14 protein-coding genes are annotated in these 16,604 nt (G+C 72.7%); 8 read left to right on the plus strand and 6 right to left on the minus strand.

What is annotated here, in order from left to right; translation table 11 throughout:
* The first annotated feature begins 35 nt into the window (after nt 1-35).
* Both ABZ840_RS02260 and ABZ840_RS02265 read left to right on the plus strand, forming a co-directional pair.
* Nucleotides 36-1,436 (plus strand): Dyp-type peroxidase, encoded by a 1,401-nt coding sequence (locus ABZ840_RS02260; protein WP_361551825.1) that lies wholly within the window; start codon nt 36-38, stop codon nt 1,434-1,436.
* A gap of 75 nt (nt 1,437-1,511) precedes the next feature.
* A complete protein-coding gene (locus tag ABZ840_RS02265; RefSeq protein WP_361551828.1) occupies nt 1,512-1,991 on the plus strand; it encodes a hypothetical protein in 480 nt (159 codons plus the stop codon).
* 8 nt (nt 1,992-1,999) lie between these two features.
* On the opposite strand, the gene ABZ840_RS02270 is transcribed toward ABZ840_RS02265, so the two are convergent.
* A complete protein-coding gene (locus tag ABZ840_RS02270) occupies nt 2,000-3,160 on the minus strand; it encodes an MFS transporter (protein WP_361552381.1) in 1,161 nt (386 codons plus the stop codon).
* Nucleotides 3,161-3,207: 47 nt separating this feature from the next.
* Here ABZ840_RS02270 and ABZ840_RS02275 point away from each other — a divergent pair, with 47 nt between their 5' ends.
* Both ABZ840_RS02275 and ABZ840_RS02280 read left to right on the plus strand, forming a co-directional pair.
* On the plus strand, nt 3,208-3,921 hold the full coding sequence (locus tag ABZ840_RS02275) for a helix-turn-helix transcriptional regulator (RefSeq protein WP_361551831.1): 714 nt from the start codon (nt 3,208-3,210) through the stop codon (nt 3,919-3,921).
* Nucleotides 3,922-4,110: 189 nt separating this feature from the next.
* The gene (locus ABZ840_RS02280; RefSeq protein WP_361551834.1) at nt 4,111-4,590 is read left to right on the plus strand and encodes a nitroreductase family deazaflavin-dependent oxidoreductase; all 480 of its coding nucleotides are present in this window, start codon (nt 4,111-4,113) and stop codon (nt 4,588-4,590) included.
* A 172-nt stretch (nt 4,591-4,762) separates the two neighbouring features.
* Here ABZ840_RS02280 and ABZ840_RS02285 read toward each other — a convergent pair whose 3' ends face one another.
* A complete protein-coding gene (locus ABZ840_RS02285) occupies nt 4,763-6,304 on the minus strand; it encodes a DHA2 family efflux MFS transporter permease subunit (protein WP_361551837.1) in 1,542 nt (513 codons plus the stop codon).
* A 396-nt stretch (nt 6,305-6,700) separates the two neighbouring features.
* Here ABZ840_RS02285 and ABZ840_RS02290 point away from each other — a divergent pair, with 396 nt between their 5' ends.
* Complete coding sequence (locus tag ABZ840_RS02290; protein ID WP_361551840.1) at nt 6,701-7,759, plus strand: zinc-dependent alcohol dehydrogenase family protein; 1,059 nt, start codon at nt 6,701-6,703, stop codon at nt 7,757-7,759.
* 75 nt (nt 7,760-7,834) lie between these two features.
* On the opposite strand, the gene ABZ840_RS02295 is transcribed toward ABZ840_RS02290, so the two are convergent.
* The gene (locus tag ABZ840_RS02295; RefSeq protein WP_361552384.1) at nt 7,835-8,290 is read right to left on the minus strand and encodes a hypothetical protein; all 456 of its coding nucleotides are present in this window, start codon (nt 8,288-8,290) and stop codon (nt 7,835-7,837) included.
* Nucleotides 8,291-8,762: 472 nt separating this feature from the next.
* On the opposite strand from ABZ840_RS02295, the gene ABZ840_RS02300 reads away from it, so the two are divergent.
* The 3 genes from ABZ840_RS02300 (at nt 8,763) to ABZ840_RS02310 (ending at nt 12,243) form a co-directional block, all read left to right on the plus strand.
* On the plus strand, nt 8,763-9,821 hold the full coding sequence (locus ABZ840_RS02300; RefSeq protein WP_361551843.1) for an alpha/beta hydrolase family protein: 1,059 nt from the start codon (nt 8,763-8,765) through the stop codon (nt 9,819-9,821).
* 29 nt (nt 9,822-9,850) lie between these two features.
* Nucleotides 9,851-10,576: a DeoR/GlpR family DNA-binding transcription regulator gene (locus ABZ840_RS02305; protein ID WP_361551846.1), complete on the plus strand. Its 726-nt coding sequence runs from the start codon at nt 9,851-9,853 to the stop codon at nt 10,574-10,576.
* A gap of 224 nt (nt 10,577-10,800) precedes the next feature.
* Nucleotides 10,801-12,243, plus strand: coding sequence for a hypothetical protein (locus tag ABZ840_RS02310; RefSeq protein ID WP_361551849.1), 1,443 nt, complete (start codon nt 10,801-10,803; stop codon nt 12,241-12,243).
* On the opposite strand, the gene ABZ840_RS02315 is transcribed toward ABZ840_RS02310, so the two are convergent.
* Genes ABZ840_RS02315 through ABZ840_RS02325 form a run of 3 tightly spaced genes read right to left on the minus strand, consistent with a single transcriptional unit; the run spans nt 12,215 to nt 16,538 of the window.
* Nucleotides 12,215-14,293 (minus strand): glycogen debranching N-terminal domain-containing protein, encoded by a 2,079-nt coding sequence (locus ABZ840_RS02315; RefSeq protein ID WP_361551852.1) that lies wholly within the window; start codon nt 14,291-14,293, stop codon nt 12,215-12,217. The genes ABZ840_RS02310 and ABZ840_RS02315 overlap by 29 nt on opposite strands.
* Complete coding sequence (locus tag ABZ840_RS02320) at nt 14,290-15,741, minus strand: hypothetical protein (RefSeq protein ID WP_361551855.1); 1,452 nt, start codon at nt 15,739-15,741, stop codon at nt 14,290-14,292. The genes ABZ840_RS02315 and ABZ840_RS02320 overlap by 4 nt, the downstream gene beginning before the upstream one ends.
* Nucleotides 15,738-16,538, minus strand: coding sequence for a sugar phosphate isomerase/epimerase family protein (locus ABZ840_RS02325; protein WP_361551858.1), 801 nt, complete (start codon nt 16,536-16,538; stop codon nt 15,738-15,740). The genes ABZ840_RS02320 and ABZ840_RS02325 overlap by 4 nt, the downstream gene beginning before the upstream one ends.
* Between the last annotated feature and the right edge of the window lie 66 nt (nt 16,539-16,604).

Below are 16,604 nucleotides of genomic sequence, written 5' to 3' on the forward strand. Positions count from 1 at the left end.
GCCGGCCGCACCGCAGAGGAGGGAGGCGCATCACCATGGCAGACCGTACGAGCCCGTCCGCACCGCAGGTGCTGGAACTGGACGACATCCAGGGCGCCCTGTTGCGGAAGCGCCCCGTTCCCTGCGTCGGCAGCTACCTGCTGCTCCGTATCGACAGCCCGTCGGACGGCCGTCGGCTGCTCGCGCGCCTGCTGCCGTACGTCGCCTCGGCGGACCGGTGGTGGGCCCCTCCCGGCGGCGCGTGGCTGAGCATCGCGCTGAGCCATTCCGGGCTGCGGGCGCTGGGAGTGCGGCAGGAGTCGCTGGGCAGCTTCCCGACTGCGTTCAGCGAGGGCATGGCCGCCCGCGCCGACCGGCTCGGGGACACCGGAGAGAGCGCCCCCGAGCACTGGGACGCCCCACTGGGCAGCCCCGACGTGCACCTCGTCGTGGCTTCCTTCGCCGCGGGCAGGCACGCGCTCGAATCCCTGCTGGCGGCGGTACGGGAAGCCCTGCGCGGTCTGCCCGCCGTACAGCTGCTCCACCGGCTGGAGGTCGCGCAGCTGCCGACCGGACGCACGCACCTGGGCTTCGTGGACAACATCAGCAAACCGAACGTCGAGGGCGCGGGGGCGCCCTGGAGCGACCGGGCGGGCGCCGATGACCCCACGCACTACGGCGATCCGCCCGGCACCGGCCCCGCGGTCAAGGCCGGCGAGTTCGTTCTCGGCTGTCCGGACCAGCTCGAGCACCTCGCCTCGCAGCCTGTACCCGACGTGTTGCGCCGCAACGGCACCTACGTCGCCCTCCGCAAACTGCACGTGAAAACCGCCGAGTTCCGGCGCTACCTCAAGGCGAACTCCTCCTCGCCCGAGGAAGGGGAACTGCTCGCGGCCAAGATGGTCGGCCGCTGGCGCAGCGGAGCACCCCTGGTGCTCGCTCCCGCCCAGGACGATCCCGCGCTCGCCGCGGATGCCACCCGCAACAACGACTTCACCTACCGCGCACAGGATCCCGGCGGCCGGCGCTGCCCGGTCGGCGCCCACATCCGGCGCATGAACCCCCGCAACTCCCCGGACGACCCCGGGGACGTACGCCGGCACTGCTTCCTGCGACGCGGTACCCCCTACGGCCCCGAGCTGCCCGAGGGGCAGCTGGACGACGACGGAGCCGAACGGGGCGTCGTCTTCCTCTTCATGGGCACCGACCTCGTCCGGCAGTTCGAGTTCGTCAAGGGCCAGTGGACCAACGACGGCAACTTCGCCGGGCTGGAGACGGAGCAGGACCCCCTGACCGGAAACCGCGACGGGACCGCTTCCTTCACCGTTCCGCTGCACCCGCGTCCCCGCCGCCGCCAGTACGGGCAACTGCCCCGCTTCGTCGTCACCAAGGGCGGCGAGTACCTCTTCATGCCGGGCATCCGCGCCCTGCGCTGGATCGCGGGCCTCGACACCTGATTCACGCCGGCCGGAGTCCCGCGGCCCGTCGTACGGAGGCAGCGCACCCAGCACGTCGCCGAGAAGGGATCCGAGATGACCACGAACCCCGCGAAGCCGGCCCGGCCGGGCCTGACGGACGGCCGCACCTCCGAGTTCACCCTCTTCTTCAAGGTGAAGCCCGGGCACGGCAAGCTGATCCGCGACATCTTCCGGCAGAACACGTTCGGGCAGCTCAGCAGGGAGGTGACCCAGCGGATCGGCACGCTGCACGACGCGCGGTGGGTCCTCTTCGACGAGGACACACGCCTGCTGTTCGCCACGTCCTACGACGGTGACTGGGACGCCTACATCGACGATTTCGCCCGGCAGATTCCCGACATCTTCGACGCCATCATGGAGCACACCGAGGACTACCCCGGCATACATGATCCCGGCATCAAGGACCGTATTCGCGCCCACCAGGTCACCGCCTGCTCGTACTTCCGCGCCATTCCCGATGCCACGGTGCGGGACCTCCAGAAGGCACGACGCGTCTACAAGGCCTACGAACAACTGCTGAACGCCTTCGAGTGAGCCCGCCGTCAGGCCGTTCCAACTCCCCGCCGCGTATGCTCCACGCCACGCAGGGTCAGCAGGGCTCCCGCGGTGAAGCAGGCCGCACTGATCAGTGAGCCGGCGCGCATGCCGTGGAGGAAGGCGGACGCCGGTGTGAGCAGCGCGCCGAGCAGTGCCACACCCACCGCACTGCCGACCTGGCGGGCCGCGTTGAACGCCCCCGAGGCCAGTCCGGCGCGGTGTGCGGGGGCCGATTCGACGACGGCGGCGACCGCGGCCGGCATCGTGAGGGCGGTGCCGAAGCCGATGGCGGCGAGTGGCGGTACGAGGGCCGGGTAGGGCGTGCCGCGGCCTGCCAGGACCAGTCCCAGGAAGCCCAGTGCGCCCAGCCCGAGGCCCAGCAGCATCGGCCTCCGTGGTCCAGTGCGGGCCGTCATCCGGCCGGCGAGGGTGGAGGCGACGGCCGCCATGGCGGTCTGCGGCAGCAGTGCCAGTCCCGCCCAGAGCACCGGGAAGTGGCGGTACTGCTGGAAGTAGAAGCTGACGACGAACAACTGGCCGTAGAAGCCGGTGTTCAGGAGGAGCCCGACGGCGGTGGCGCTGGAGAAGGTGGTGTTGCGGAACAGTCCCGGTGGCAGCATCGGGTCGGCGGCGCGCTTCTCCACCAGCAGGAAGCCGGCGCCGCAGAGGACGGACAGGGCGAGGGCCGCGAGGACCGCCGGACCGGGCCGGCCGGAGTGCCCCGCCTCGATGATCCCGAACGTCATCGCGCCGAGCGCCAGGATGCCGAGGAGCCGAGCCGGCAGATCGAGCGCGGCGCCTCGTGCGGGCCGGGGCGCCACGACGTAACGGGCCGTCAGTACGAGCCCCAGGATGCCGACCGGCAGGTTCACGGAGAACACAGCGCGCCAGCCGAAGGCCGCGGTCAGGAGGCCGCCGAGGACCGGGCCCGAGGCCTCGGCCAGGCCGCCGATCCCGCCCCACACGCCGATCGCCCTGGCCCGGTCCCGCTTGTCGGCGTACGAGGCGTGGATGAGGGCGAGCGAGGTCGGTACGACGAGTGCCGCCGCCAGCCCTTGCAGCAGCCGCATCACGATGAGGAACGGCAGGGACGGCGCGAGGCCGCAGGCGGCCGACGTGAGGAGGAACAGCGCCATGCCGGCCTGGAAAGCGGAACGGCTGCCCAGCTCGTGAGCTTGCCGGTGACGCCAATTTCGCCGACCCCGCCGCGCTGATGGGCGACCGGACCCGGGCGCGCGTCCTGCTGGCGCTGCTCGACAAGCGTGCGCTGCCGATGTCCATGCTGGCGTCGGAGGCCGGGGTCTCCCTGTTCACCATGAGCGGCCACCTGAGCCGGCTCGTGGACGGCGGGCTGCTCCACGTCCGCACGGAGGGCCGGCACCGCTACTACAGCGTGGCCTCTCCCGACGTCGCCCGCGCCATCGAGTCACTGGCCCGGCTGGCCCCGCCCTTCCGCCCCACCTCGCTGCGCACCGGAACCCGCGCCGGCGCGCTGCGTGTCGCCCGTACCTGCTACGACCACCTGGCCGGGCATCTCGGCGTCGGCATCATGCGCGCGCTCATCGAGCAGCGGGCGGTGGTCGGCGGGGACGGCAGGCACGACCCGGACCGCGCCACGCGGGACCGGCTGTCCTCCCGCGGCCACGACCTGGACTACCGGCTCACCCCGCACGGCTGGGAGATGCTGGCGGCGATCGGCGTGACGGTCCCCGGGACCCGCCGGAAAACGGTGGGGTACTGCGTGGACTGGACCGAGCAGCGCCACCATCTGTCGGGGGCCGTTGGCGCCGCCCTCCTGGACTGCTGCATCGAACGCGGCTGGGTGGAACGCAAGCCGAACAGCCGGGTCGTACGCATCCTGCCCGCCGGCGAAGAGGGGCTGAACGACTGGCTGGGGCTCGACACGCGCACCCTCGCGGACGCCTGACGACGGGCCACGCCCGGCTCGATTGCGAGCCGGGCGCAGGTACGCCCGATAGGTTGTGTCGCCGGAGCCGGTCGGTTCGACGGCGCGGAGCAAGTGCGCCCGGTACGAGGGATGATCGGATCCGCCCTGTGTGTTGTACGGGACCACGAACCGCAGACGAGGACTGTTCCAGAGCTGGGAGATGGTGACATGCCGCTCAAGGGCGAGTACGAACCGAGCACCACGAAGTTGGTACGTGACCAGGTGGAGCTGTACGAGAGCTCCGGTGGTACGGAGGGCACGACACTGCGCCCCATGGTCGGACCGGACGACGAGAAACGACGGGATCTGCCGGTCATCATCCTGACCACGATCGGCGCGAAGAGCGGCAGGATCCGCAAGACGCCGCTGATGCGTGTCGAGCACGACGGCCGCTACGCCGTGATCGCCTCGCTGGGCGGGGCCCCCAAGCATCCGGTCTGGTACTACAACGTGGTGGCCGACCCGCGGGTGGAGCTCCAGGACGGACCGGTGCGCCAGGACATGGTGGCGCGCGAGGTGACCGGGGAGGAGAAGGCCGCGTGGTGGGCCATCGCGGTCGAGGCGTTCCCGGACTACGCGGACTACCAGAAGAAGACCGACCGCGAGATCCCGGTCTTCGTCCTGGAGCCGGCAGCGCAGCCGCACTGAGGCACGGCGTCGGCGGCGCAGCCGCACTGACGCGGGGCGGGTCCGGGTCGCGTCGCCGGTCCGGCCGGTGCTTCCCGGTCCCCGGGGGCGGCGGTGTGCCGACCACCGCCCCCGGTCCGCCGTCGTCCCGGCGTACCGCGTCCGCTCGCCCGCGAGGGCACCGGCCGCGCCGCTACTTGTCGAGGCGGGTGGGGGCGGCCCCGGCTCCGGCGGCTTCCTTCTCCGCCTCGATCGCGCCCTCGGTCTCGATCGTGCCCTCGGCCGCCGGCGCGTGGTCCTGGTGCGCGGGCCGTGCCTTGGGGCTGACGAACAGCGACGTGGCGAACGCGAGCAGGCCGATGACGCCCGCGACGATGAACGCCGTACGCAGTCCCCCGGCGTCCGGAGCGCCCGACGGGTCGGAGGTGCTCAGCGACGCGACGGTGACGAACACGGCCGTACCGAACGCGCCCGCCACCTGCTGAAGGGTGGAGAGGATCGCGCTGCCGTGGGAGTAGAGGTGATCGGGCAGCGCGCCCAGCGACTCGGTCATCAGCGGCGTCATCATCAGCCCGAGCCCGGCCATCAGCAGGATGTGGATGGCGATGACCGCGGCCAGCGGCGAGTGGGCGCCGAGGAGCGTGAAGAGCCACAGCGACACGGCCAGGGCGAGCGCGCCCGGGATCACCAGGGGGCGAGCACCGAAGCGGTCGAACAACCGTCCCACGGGGCGGCCCAGCAGACCGAGCAGGAGACCGCCGGGGAGGACGGCCAGACCGCTGACGAACGTACTGGTACGCAGCACGGTCTGGAGATACAGCGGCAGCATGATCGATCCGACGCCCAGCAGGCACATGAACAGCAGCGCCGACAGGACCAAAGCGACGCTGAAGGGGCGGGTCTTGAACGGACGCAGGTCGAGCAGGGCGCGGTCGTCCCGCTGGAGGCGCAGCTGACGGGCGACGAACAGGCCCAGCGACACCAGGCCGACCACGATCGGGATCCACGGCGGGAGGGTGTGCGCCCCGCCGCCGGACTCGCCGACGGACGCCAGGCCGTAGAGGACTCCGCCGAAGCCGATGGCGGAGAGCACGACCGAGAGGACGTCCAGCGGCACCTGCCGCGTCTCGCTGTTCAGCCGCATCAGGACCGCGCCGGTGACCAGCGCGGCCACGGCGAGCGGCAGCACGATCCAGAACATCCACCGCCAGCCCAGCGAGGCGAGCACGGCGCCGCCCACGGTCGGGCCCACGGCGGGGGCGACCGCGATGACGATGCTGATCGTGCCCATCGTCGCGCCGCGCTTGGCCGGCGGCACGAGGCGCATCACGGAGGTCATGAGCAGCGGCAGCATGACGGCGGTACCGCACGCCTGGATCACGCGCCCGGCCATCAGCACGCCGAAGCCGGGGGCCAGGCCGCTGACGAGCGTGCCGACGCTGAACATGGTCAGCGAGGCCAGGAAGACCTGGCGCGCGGTGAAACGTTCGAGCAGAAAACCGGTGATCGGGATGATCACGGCCATGGTCAGCAGGAAGCCGCTCGTCAGCCACTGTACTGTCGTGGTGGAGATCCCCAGGTCGACCGTGAGGTCGCGGAGCGCGACGCTCAGGATCGTCTCGTTGAGGATCATCACGAAGGCCGAGACGACGAGCACGGCTATCAGCACGGGGGCGCGCGCGGGGGAACTGCCGCGGGGCGAATCGGCGCCCTCGGCGTTCGCGGGTTCGATCATGGTCAGGCACACCTCACTGGTATCGGTCGGCATCGGCGCGGGCACGGCGGCGCGCGCCGGACCTCGGTCGGTCCGTCGTCGGAAGTCTGGTCGTCGGGGCGCCGGGGCGGCGGCCAGGACGCCCTCCGCCGCGGTACGCATGTCCATCGCGGTGATCGGCTCGAACTACCGGAGCGCCCCCACCGCTCCTCGCTTTCCGTCTCCCCCGGGCCTCACCTGCGCGGCGACTGCAACCCCTGCCCCCGTCGTCTTCATCGTTCTGTCAGTGTATTGAACTTTCCGCGCCGGTCGCGCGGGGGTATTCGCCCGCCGGGCCGCGGATAGCGGTCGGCCGGGACGGGAAGGCTGCTGCGCGTCCCGGCACGGGGCGGCAGTCTTCCGAGGAGAGGCGGGGCCATGCGAGCTGTGGTGTTCGAGCGATACGCGCAACCGGCCGAGGTACGGGACGTCCCCGACCCCGTACCGGCGCCGCACGGCGTGGTCGTACGGGTCGAGGCCACCGGACTGTGCCGCAGCGACTGGCACGGCTGGATGGGCCACGACTCCGGCATCACGCTGCCGCACGTACCGGGCCATGAACTCGCCGGGGTCGTGGCGGAGGTGGGTGCGCGGGTCGAGAACTGGCGTCCCGGCGACCGGGTGACCGTGCCCTTCGTCTGCGCCTGCGGAAGCTGCGCTTCCTGCGCGGCGGGCGACCAGCAGGTGTGCGAGCGGCAGACGCAGCCCGGCTTCACCCACTGGGGCTCCTTCGCCGAGTTCGTGGCGCTCGATCATGCGGACGTGAACCTGATCGCGGTGCCCGAGGAGGTGTCCTCCGTCACGGCGGCGTCGCTCGGCTGCCGGTTCGCGACCGCTTTCCGGGCCGTGACCGCGCAGGGGCGGGTGGCGGCGGGCGAATGGGTCGCGGTGTACGGGTGCGGCGGCGTCGGGCTGTCCGCCGTGATGATCGCGGCGGCGGCCGGGGCGCAGGTCGTCGCGGTCGACCGCTCGCCGGGCGCGCTGGACCTGGCGCGAAAATTCGGCGCCGCTGAATGCGTGGACGCCTCCCGTACCGCGGATCCGGCGGCGGCGGTGCGCGAGCTGACGGGCGGCGGTGCCCATGTCTCGCTGGACGCTCTCGGCTCGGCCGCGACCTGCGCGGCGTCGGTCGGCAGCCTGCGGCGGCGCGGCCGGCACGTACAGGTCGGGCTCCTCCCGCAGCCCATACCGGTGCCGATGGACCGGCTGGTCGCGCTGGAGCTGGAAATCCTGGGCAGCCACGGCATGGCGGCGCACGCCTACCCGCCGATGCTGGACCTGGTCCGGTCCGGCACCCTGCGCCCGGACCTGCTGACGACCGCGACCCTCCCGCTGGACGCCGCGCCGGCGGCCCTGGCGGCGATGGACGAAGCGCGGGGCGCCGGGGTGACGGTGATTCTGCCCGGCGCCTCGTCCGGTGTCTCAACCGGCGCCTGAGGCCCGGGGCCTCCGGCGTTCTTGCAGCAGTTGTGCCCGGCAGAGCCCCCCTCCACCGGGCACATGACTCACTGGTCAGCAGCGCTTCGTGCTGGCCCCCTGGGAGGCCAACGGGTCCCCGGCCGGGCGCAGCGAGCCGACGCCCGCGGTGCAGTCCGTCACGGTGTCGGTGCCGTTGGACCAGAATTCCTGGGCGGTGCTGTTCGTCCAGGCTCGCTTGCCGAGAATCTCGTCCTGGGAGTAGCTGTAGACGGCCGTGCTGACGTCGTAGTCACCGGCCTTGTCCCGGAAGGAATCCCAGACCCACAGGTAGCCGTAGTTCTGCTGGCATTTCGGGGAGTAGAACTGCTTCACCGATGCGATCTTCACACCCTGGCGGGTGATGTATCCGGTTTCCCCGATCGCATGGGCGTCGCTGCACACACCGGCCGCTTGCGCCTTTGCACTGAGCGGATTTCCGGCGGCCGAAGGGGCGGTGAACTTGGCCAGGCTCCGCTCCGACGGGGCGGGCGCCGGACCACTGCCGGCCATTGCGGAACCGGCCGGAATGAGCGCAAACGCACAGGCCAGCCCGACGAGGGCACGCTTGGCATATCTCACGACGGAATACCTCCTGGGATTCGCACATAAGTGCGTGACTTTTCCGAAGAGTCCGCGCGGCTGCCCTGACGGTTATGCGGAACAATGCCGCCCTGCGGAAATCTCCGACCACCCAAGAAGACCGGCGACTCGCGGAGATGGTTGTACGTCTCCCGCTGATCGATTTCCGATACGGCGGCTCGCACACGTTAAATGGCGCACCGTTCCGCCGAATCCCACGCCAGACGCGAAAACGGCAGCGGAAATTCCGGAAAACTTCCCGGACCGACAGCCGCGGGCCCGGACCCTTGACTCCCGCCCCACGCGGCTCTAGCTTCACCAAGTCCCTAGCGGGACAACGTCGTTCAGCACTGGTCATGCCCTCACCCCGGTAGCCGTTCGCAGCGGACAGGAGCAGCCACCCATGCCACGTCGTCGCCCCGGCGCAGGACGCCGCAGACCCGCGCGCCTCCGCATCGTCCGGTCCGTCCTCACCGTCCTGCTGCTCCTGTGCACCGGGCTCGTCATGACGCCGTCGGCCCACGCAGCAGCCCCCGCCCCGGCCCCCGCCGACGCGCTGCCGGGCGTACGGGCCGACGACGGCGCGTACCTCACCGCCGTCGAGCGGGTCGACGACCGCATCCTCGACCTGACCATCCACTCCCCCGCGCTCGGCCGGGAGGGACACGCCCGCGTACTGCTGCCCACCGGCTACGACCGGGACCATCGCCGCCTGCCGGTGCTGTACCTGCTGCACGGCTGCTGCGACAGCACTCCCGGCTGGCGCGCCTGGACGGATAACACGGACGTCGTACGGGCGACGGCCCGGACGCGGGCTCTGATCGTCCTCCCCGAGGGCGGCCCGATGGGCTTCTACAGCAACTGGTGGAACCACGGCGCGGGCGGCACGCCCGCCTGGGAGACCTTCCACCTCACCGAGGTGCGGCAGCTCGTGGAGCGCAACCTGCGGGCGAACGACCGGCGGGCCATCGCCGGGCTGTCGATGGGCGGCTTCGGTGCCCTGTCGTACGCCGGACGGCATCCGGGCATGTTCCGGTCGGCCGCCTCGTTCAGCGGCGTCGTGGACACCACTGCCGATCCGCAGCAGCTCCTGAACGTCGTCGCCGGATACACCGACGACCCGACGGCGCTCTGGGGCGACCCGCAGGCCCAGGCCGGCATCTGGCGGGCGCACAACCCGTACGACCTGGTCCGCCGGCTCCCGCGCGGCTTCCCGGTGTTCGTCTCCACGGGCAACGGGACGCCGGGGCCGCTGGATCCGCCCGATGCCCAGCCGGACGCGCTGGAGAACTGGCTGGGCGGCATGTCGGAACGGTACGTCGAGCGGGCCCGCGCCCACGGCCTGCGCGTCACGGCCGACCTCTACGGCCCGGGCACCCACACCTGGCCGTACTGGGAACGCGAACTGCACCGCGCCCTGCCGATACTGACGGCATCGATCGGGGCGGGCAACGGGCACTGACACTCCCCGGCACCCGTCCCTCCGTACCGATGGGGGGCTACCCCAACCCGATGTGGACCGGCCCGCCGGTGGGTGAGACGCCGTTCACCCACGAAACGGTCCGCAGGGACCTCGCCCTGCTCGAACGGCGCGGCGAACTCTCCCGGGTGCACGGCGGCGCGACCACCCCTCAGGCGCCGGTCGGGGAAGAGGCGTCCTTCACCGAACGCAGCGGCGCCCTCGCCGCGGAGAAGCAGGCCATCGGCCGGGCAGCCGCCGGGCTCATCGAGCCCCACCAGACCGTCGTCATCGACGTCGGCACCACCGCACTCGAACCGGCCCGCGCGCTGCCCGCCGACCACGCCGGCGTGATCGCCACCCCCTCACTGCTCGTGGCGGCGGAGGTCAGCCCCGGGCCCCGGGTCGAGGTGCTGGTCAGCGGCGGCCGGCTCCGGCCCGGCGACCTGGCCTGCTCGAACGCCCAGGCGGTGCAGTTCTTCACCGACTTGCGCGCGGACGCCGTGTTCGTCGGCTCCGGCGGTCTCGCCCCCTACGGCCTGACCGACTTCCACCTCGACGAGGTCGCCACCAAACGAGCGATGCTCGCCAACGCCTCCCACCGTTACGTGCTCACCGACTCGACCAAGGTCGGCCGCACCGCCGCCCACCGCGTGTGCGAACTGAGCGGCTTCGACACCCTCCTCACCGACACACCGTGCCCGGCGGACCTCCGCACCGCCCTCGACCGGGCCGGTACGACCGTCATCGTGGCCTGAACACCGTTCGGCGGCCGCCGCGTTACGGACGTGCGGCGGGTCAGGCCGGTTCGGCCGTGGTGCCACGGAGGACGAGGCGGAGGTGAGGACGACTTCGCGTACGCCTCGCTCGTAAGGCCCCGCTCCCGCCCGCCGGAAGCGGGGCCGCGGAATACTCGTGCGCCAGGCGTGCACCCCGCGCCGTACGATCACCCGATACGACTGATGGAACGGGGGGAGGCACGGTGTCCGGGGACGACGTGCGGCGTGGTGAGGTGCTGGCGGTGCGGCTCGCTGAGGGGGAGGCGCTGCGGGACGTTCTGGGGGCCGCCGATCCCGGTGCGTGGCTCGCGTTGGACGCGGGCGTACGGGAGGTGCGTTGGTACCGACCGGGCGGGCCGATACCGGAGTGGGAGTGCGCCGCCACCCTGCCGGACGACCTCGCGCAGGCCGGCGAGTCCGGGCTCGCGGTCGCGCTCTGCCATCGCAACGGGCGGATCCGCGAGGTGGCGGTGCGCCGGGCAGAGCAGTACCCCGGGCTGCTCCCGCTGCTGGTGATCCGGTGCGCCGACTGGGTCGCACCGGTACGTCAGTACGCCCGGCAACTGCTGCGCGACACACTGGACGTGGACACCGCCGTCCGCCTCGCGCCCCTGATCCTGCGTGTGGGCCGCCGGGACCGGGGCGTCTTCGGTGTCCAGCTGCTCGAAGAGGTTCTGCGCGGTGCGCCTCGGGACCGGCTCGCCGTCCTCTTCGCCGCTCCCGACCGCGGCGTACGGCGGTTCGCCTACCGGCTGGCCATCGGGCAAGGCCGCCTCGGCCCCGCCGAACTGGCCCGCGCCGCCGCCCGGGACGAGGACAACGTCGTGCAGGATCTGTGCGCCGATGCCGCACTCACCGCACTCGCCACCATGGGAAACACGGATCAGGACACCTACGACGACGTGCTCGCGCCGCTGCTGGCCGCGCGCAATCCGCGAGTCCGCTCGACCGGGGTCACCGCCCTGCGGCGCGCGGGCCGCCCGCGGGAAGCGGAGCCCTTCCTCGACGACCGGTCCGCCGTGGTCCGTGCCTGCGCCCGGTACGTCGTACGGCAGTACGGCGGTGATCCGACGGCCTGGTACCGGAAGCGGTGCGCAGAACTGGACGACGCCGAGCTGCTGCCCGGCACGGTGATCGGGCTGGCCGAGTGCGGCGATCGCGCCGATGCCGTGCTGCTTCGGTCACTGCTTGCCCACCCGGTCGGTGCGGTGCGGGCTCAGGCCGTCGCCGGACTGCGCGCGCTGGACCGTGTGGACACCGCGACGGTGTGGCCGCTGCTCGACGACCCGGTGCCCGCTGTCGTCCGCGAGGTGACCGCCGCGCTGCTGCCGTCGGCCGCGGAGCTGCCCGCCGACCGGCTTCTGGAGCGCACCGGTTCCGTGCGACCGCGCCACGTCCGGGGCGCCGCCTTCCGCCTGCTCGACGCGCACGGCGGGGCCGTGGCGCTGCGCGCGGCGGTGAAGCTGCTGGACGGCCCGGACATGAAGCTGTGTACCCGGGCCGAGCAGGCGGTCGTGCGTTGGCGCCCGGCCGCGGACGCACGGCGAGGGGACCCGGAGGTCGGCCGGCTGCTCGACCGCGGCCGGCACCTCTTCAGCGACCGGGCGCTGAGGCGGCTCAGGTGGGAGGCGGGGCTGGACGGCTGAGGGGGTTACCCGCGGGGCGGCTCCCCGCCGGCCCGCCGGTGTGGTGCACCGCGGTGCGCAGAGCCAGCGGGGTGGCCGCTGCCCAGGCCTGTGGGGAGCAGGAGTGCGGGTACGGGACGGGGACCGGGTGGAGGTCGCGGTCGTAGCCGGCGAGGACTTCGGGGAGCCGGTAGCCGTGCAGGGCCGCGGCCTCGACGAGACCGTGCGCGACGGTGTGGGCCTCCTTGTGCAGGCCGTAGCGGGCCAGGCCGAGGACGACGAGGGCGTTGTCGTGCGGCCAGATGCTGCCGCGGTGGTACGAGAGCGGGTGGTACGGCCGCTGGTCGGCGGCCAGTGTGCGGACGCCCCAGCCGGAGAAGAAATCCGGCTCCAGCAGCCGCCTGCCCACCGTCTCGCCCGCTTCCTGGTCCAGGATGCCGGACCACAGCAAATGGCCGGCGTCGGAGGCCAGGACGTCCGCGCGGCGGCCCGCACCGTCCAGCGCGAGCGCGGGGAACGCCCGGTCGGCCAGCCAGAAGTCGGCGGTGAACCGCTGCCGCAGGGCTTCGGCCGCGGACTCCAGGCGTGCGGCGTACGGCGCGTCGTCCCAGAGGTCGCGGGCGAGCCGGGCGGTGCGGAGCAGTGCGTCGTACGCGTACCCCTGCACCTCGGCGACCAGCACCGCGCCTTCGGGGCGGGTGCCGTCCGCGGTGCAGATGGCGCCGGGCGAGTCCTTCCAGTTCTGGTTGGCGAGGCCGCCCTCGTGTGCCCGGTAGGCGAGATAGCCGTGGGTGTCGAGTCCGCCGTGCCGGAACATCCAGTCCACGGCCGCGCGGGCGGGCGCCTCCAGCCGGCGGGCCAGCTCCGTGCCGGGGGCGCCGGCCGCCTCGGCGTATGCGCTGAGCAGGACGAGGTAGAGCGGGGTCGAGTCGACGGACCCGTAGTAGCGCTTGTAGGGGACCTGGTCGAAGAAGGCCAGCTCGCCGTGGCGGATCTCGTGCACGATCTTGCCGGGCTGCGCGAGCCGCGCGGGGTCGGCAGCCGTGGCCTGGGCCGCCGTCAGCGCGAGCAGCGTGGCCTCGGCGAGCTCGGGCCGGTACGGGAGGGCGAACAGGGAGGTGAGGAGGGAGTCGCGGCCGAAGAGGGTGAGGAACCAGGGCACACCGGCGCCCGGCACGCGCAGGGGTTGCCCGTCGGGCCCCGGTACGGTCACCCGCAGCCCGGCCAGGTCGGCGAGGCCCTGTTCGCAGGCGCGGTCCAGCTCGGGCCAGTGCGTGTCGTGCGGGCCGGTGGTGAGAGACGCCGTGTCGGCGAAGTCGGCGACCTCGGCGGCCAGCCGGTGTGCCACCGCCCGCGGATCCGCGTCGGCGGTGCGGTCGGCCTCGCGCCGGTGAGCGCCGTGCGGGTGTGCGGTCACCCGCAGCCGCAGTTCGGCGGTGCCGTGCGGGGGCAGCTCCAGTTGCCAGCACAGCTTCCGCGCATGGGCATGGTGTTGCTTCGCCGCGTCGGCCGTCCTGGCCGTCGGCTCGGCCTTCTGGACCCTGGCCGGCGGCGGCTCGGCGGTGACCGTCGTACGCGAGTGCCACGGGCCGCGCCGGTAGCCGAACTCGACACCGTCCTCACGCGCGTCCCGGGTACGGACGGTGTGCGGCTTGGCGTACGCGCGGTGGTCCGCGCGCAGCTCGAACTGGTCGGCGAAGTCGGCGTCCACCGTGATCTCCAGGGTGGCCGTGGTGGTCTCGCCTCGATTGCTGGTGAGGCGGATGTGCTCGGTCAACGCGCCGGAGAGTACGGCCTGTTCGCGGAAGACGGTGTAGGCGGGCGGTTCGTCGCGGGTGCCGTGCGGGGTGAGTACGGAGGTCAATGGCGTCGTCGCGTCGCCCGCCGTCGCCGGGACCAGGACGACGGGGGCCGCGCCGTCGACCGTGAGCTGCCAGCGGCTCAGGTGCCGGGCGTCGCGCAGGAAGAGGCCGTCGGGTGCGGCACCCCGTACGCCGGTGATGTCACCGGCCGGGCCGAGTACGGCGAAGGTGCCGTCGTGGACGAGGACGCGCTGGTCCGTCGTGGTCATCGCTGTCCTTCTCCGTCGGAGACGGTGTCGTGGTGGTTGTCGCGGTCACGGCCGGGATCGGCCAGCAGATCCAGGGTCAGGGCCGCGGTCCAGCTGAAGTCGCGGGTGCCGCGTCCCTCGGCCGTGTACGGGTCGACGTACTCCGCGAAATCCGACGCGGCCGCGGCGTCGAGTGCCGCGGTGCGCAGCGCGTCGGCGGCCGTGCTCTCCCCGCACCGGCGCAGGGCACGCTCCATCAGCCAGTTGACGTTGAACCAGGCGGGCCCGCGCCAGTAGCGGTACCGGTCGAACGCGGGGCCGCGCAGGTCGTAGCTGGGCAGCAGCGGGACCGTGGTGCCGAGGCCGAAGTGCGGGCCACGGGCGGTGTCCAGCAGCGCGCGTACCACCGTGCGGGGCAGGCCGGGGACGAGGAGCGGGAGGAGGCCGGCCGCACTGCGGTCGGGCAGCAGTTCCCCGGCGACCAGGTCGCGGCAGAGGAACTGGCCGGCGGCCGGGTCCCACAGCCGCTCCAGGAGCGCCGTGGTGAGCGCGCGTGCGCGGTGCTCGTGCGGCGCCGGGTCGGCGCCGAGCGCGGTGGCGATCTCGGCCAGGGCGTGTTCGGAGGCGATGAGGAGGGCGTTGACGCCCGGGTCCTCGACGGCGAAGGCGGTGCCGGGCGTTGTTTTCCCGGACGGCGTGCCGACACCGTCCCGGTAGCCCCGGTCGCGGTAGTCCGTGGCGAGCCGTACGTAGCGTCCGTAGTCGAGGTCGGTGGGGCGGTCGGCGGCGGCGCCGTGGTCGAGGTCCGCGCGGCGGAACGCGCCGGGCGGTGCGGGCTCGACGCGTGCCAGCGGGCGGTCCCAGCACGGGCTGTTGTCCATGCCCGGCTCCCACGGATGCACGATCGCGGCGAGGCCGCCGCCGCCCAGGTCCCGCTGCTCGGTGAGATAGCGGTGCCAGGCCACCAGGCGCGGGTACACCCGGGCGAGGAAGCCCCGGCCGTGGGAGAGCGCGGGGTCGGTCCGGTGCACCAGCAGGGCGGCCAGCGCGTGGACGGGCGGCTGGACGATGCCGGAGGTCTCCAGACCGCGGGGCGCGCCGGCGGCCGCGCCGGCCGTGCTGGAGCGCCAGAAGTCCGGGCTGGGGAAGTAGGCGTCCAGCGGCACCGCGGGGTTGAAGACGATGTGCGGGATCCGGCCGTCGCCCCACTGCGCGCCGAGCAGCGTCTCCAGCTCCCGCTGCGCGCGCAGCGGTGAGAGATGGCGCAGGCCGATGGCGATGAAGGCGGAGTCCCAGCTCCACTGGTGCGGGTAGAGGCCGTGCGAGGGGACGGTGGCGGCGCCCGTCCAGTTGCGCAGGAGGACGCGGCGGGCCGCGCGGCGCAGCGTGCCCCGGTCCGCCGGACGTACCGGGGCGCTCGGCGGTGTGCGGAGCGCCGCCGGTGCTGCGGTCGGTGGCGGTGGGGTCATCCGGCGGCCCTCGCCAGGAAGGGCGGGATCGACCGTACGGCCTGTACCGGGTCGCCGGTCAGCCGGCACTCGACCGTCAGGTGGCCTTCGTACCCGGCGGCGTCGAGGGCGCCCAGCCAGGCGGCCCAGTCCAGGTGTCCGGCGCCGGGCTGGAAGCGGTTGGAGTCGCTGACCTGGGCGTGGCCGATGTACGGGGCCGCGGCCAGGATGGCGGCGGCGGGGTCGGCCTCCTCGATGTTCATGTGGTAGCTGTCGATGCCGATGCGGACCGAGTCCAGGCCCACTTCGCTGATGAGGTCGGCGGCCTGTTCGAGCCGGTTGACCATGTGGTCCTCGTAGCGGTTGAGCGGTTCGAGGAAGAGGGTGACGCCTTCGGCGCGGGCGTGCTCGCCGAGTTCGGTGAGTCCGGCGAGCAGGACCTCCCGGTCGGCGTGCTCGTCGCGGGGCGGCTCGAAGGGCGGCAGCCGCCGCGAGAACATGCCGTACGAGGCGGGGGTCTGCGCGCCGGTGCCGCCCAGTTCGGCGATGACCGACAGCTGGGACTTCATCTGTGCCACGGCGTCGCGCCGCCGGTCGGCGTCGAAGTCGCCGAGGAAGTGCAGCATCTCGACGCAGACGGTGGGCATGACGACGCCGTCGGCCGCGGCCTTGCGCAGTTCCGGGAGCCGCTCGCGGAAGTGGAAGTCCCCCTTGCCGCGCAGTTCGATGGCGTCGTAACCGGCTTCCCGGGCGAACTCCCACTTCTGCTGGAGGGTGTCTCCCGGCAGGAGTTGTTCCTGGCAGGCGGTCTTGAGCATGCTTCGGGCCTTTCGTGCGGTACGGAGTGTGCGATGCGGAGCCGTGCGGTGGAGCGCCGTACGCGT

The sequence above is a fragment of the Streptomyces sp. NPDC047117 genome, assembly GCF_040643545.1.
Classification (GTDB): domain Bacteria; phylum Actinomycetota; class Actinomycetes; order Streptomycetales; family Streptomycetaceae; genus Streptomyces.

Bases quoted from the DNA above. Each gene is read 5' to 3' on its own strand.
- ABZ840_RS02295 (WP_361552384.1), bottom strand. From the start codon at position 8,290: ATGGCCGGCAGTGGTCCGGCGCCCGCCCCGTCGGAGCGGAGCCTGGCC.
- ABZ840_RS02275 (WP_361551831.1), top strand. From the start codon at position 3,208: ATGGGCGACCGGACCCGGGCGCGCGTCCTGCTGGCGCTGCTCGACAAG.
- ABZ840_RS02265 (WP_361551828.1), top strand. From the start codon at position 1,512: ATGACCACGAACCCCGCGAAGCCGGCCCGGCCGGGCCTGACGGACGGC.
- ABZ840_RS02300 (WP_361551843.1), top strand. From the start codon at position 8,763: ATGCCACGTCGTCGCCCCGGCGCAGGACGCCGCAGACCCGCGCGCCTC.
- ABZ840_RS02285 (WP_361551837.1), bottom strand. From the start codon at position 6,304: ATGATCGAACCCGCGAACGCCGAGGGCGCCGATTCGCCCCGCGGCAGT.
- ABZ840_RS02325 (WP_361551858.1), bottom strand. From the start codon at position 16,538: ATGCTCAAGACCGCCTGCCAGGAACAACTCCTGCCGGGAGACACCCTC.
- ABZ840_RS02260 (WP_361551825.1), top strand. From the start codon at position 36: ATGGCAGACCGTACGAGCCCGTCCGCACCGCAGGTGCTGGAACTGGAC.
- ABZ840_RS02305 (WP_361551846.1), top strand. From the start codon at position 9,851: ATGGGGGGCTACCCCAACCCGATGTGGACCGGCCCGCCGGTGGGTGAG.
- ABZ840_RS02315 (WP_361551852.1), bottom strand. From the start codon at position 14,293: ATGACCACGACGGACCAGCGCGTCCTCGTCCACGACGGCACCTTCGCC.
- ABZ840_RS02320 (WP_361551855.1), bottom strand. From the start codon at position 15,741: ATGACCCCACCGCCACCGACCGCAGCACCGGCGGCGCTCCGCACACCG.
- ABZ840_RS02290 (WP_361551840.1), top strand. From the start codon at position 6,701: ATGCGAGCTGTGGTGTTCGAGCGATACGCGCAACCGGCCGAGGTACGG.
- ABZ840_RS02280 (WP_361551834.1), top strand. From the start codon at position 4,111: ATGCCGCTCAAGGGCGAGTACGAACCGAGCACCACGAAGTTGGTACGT.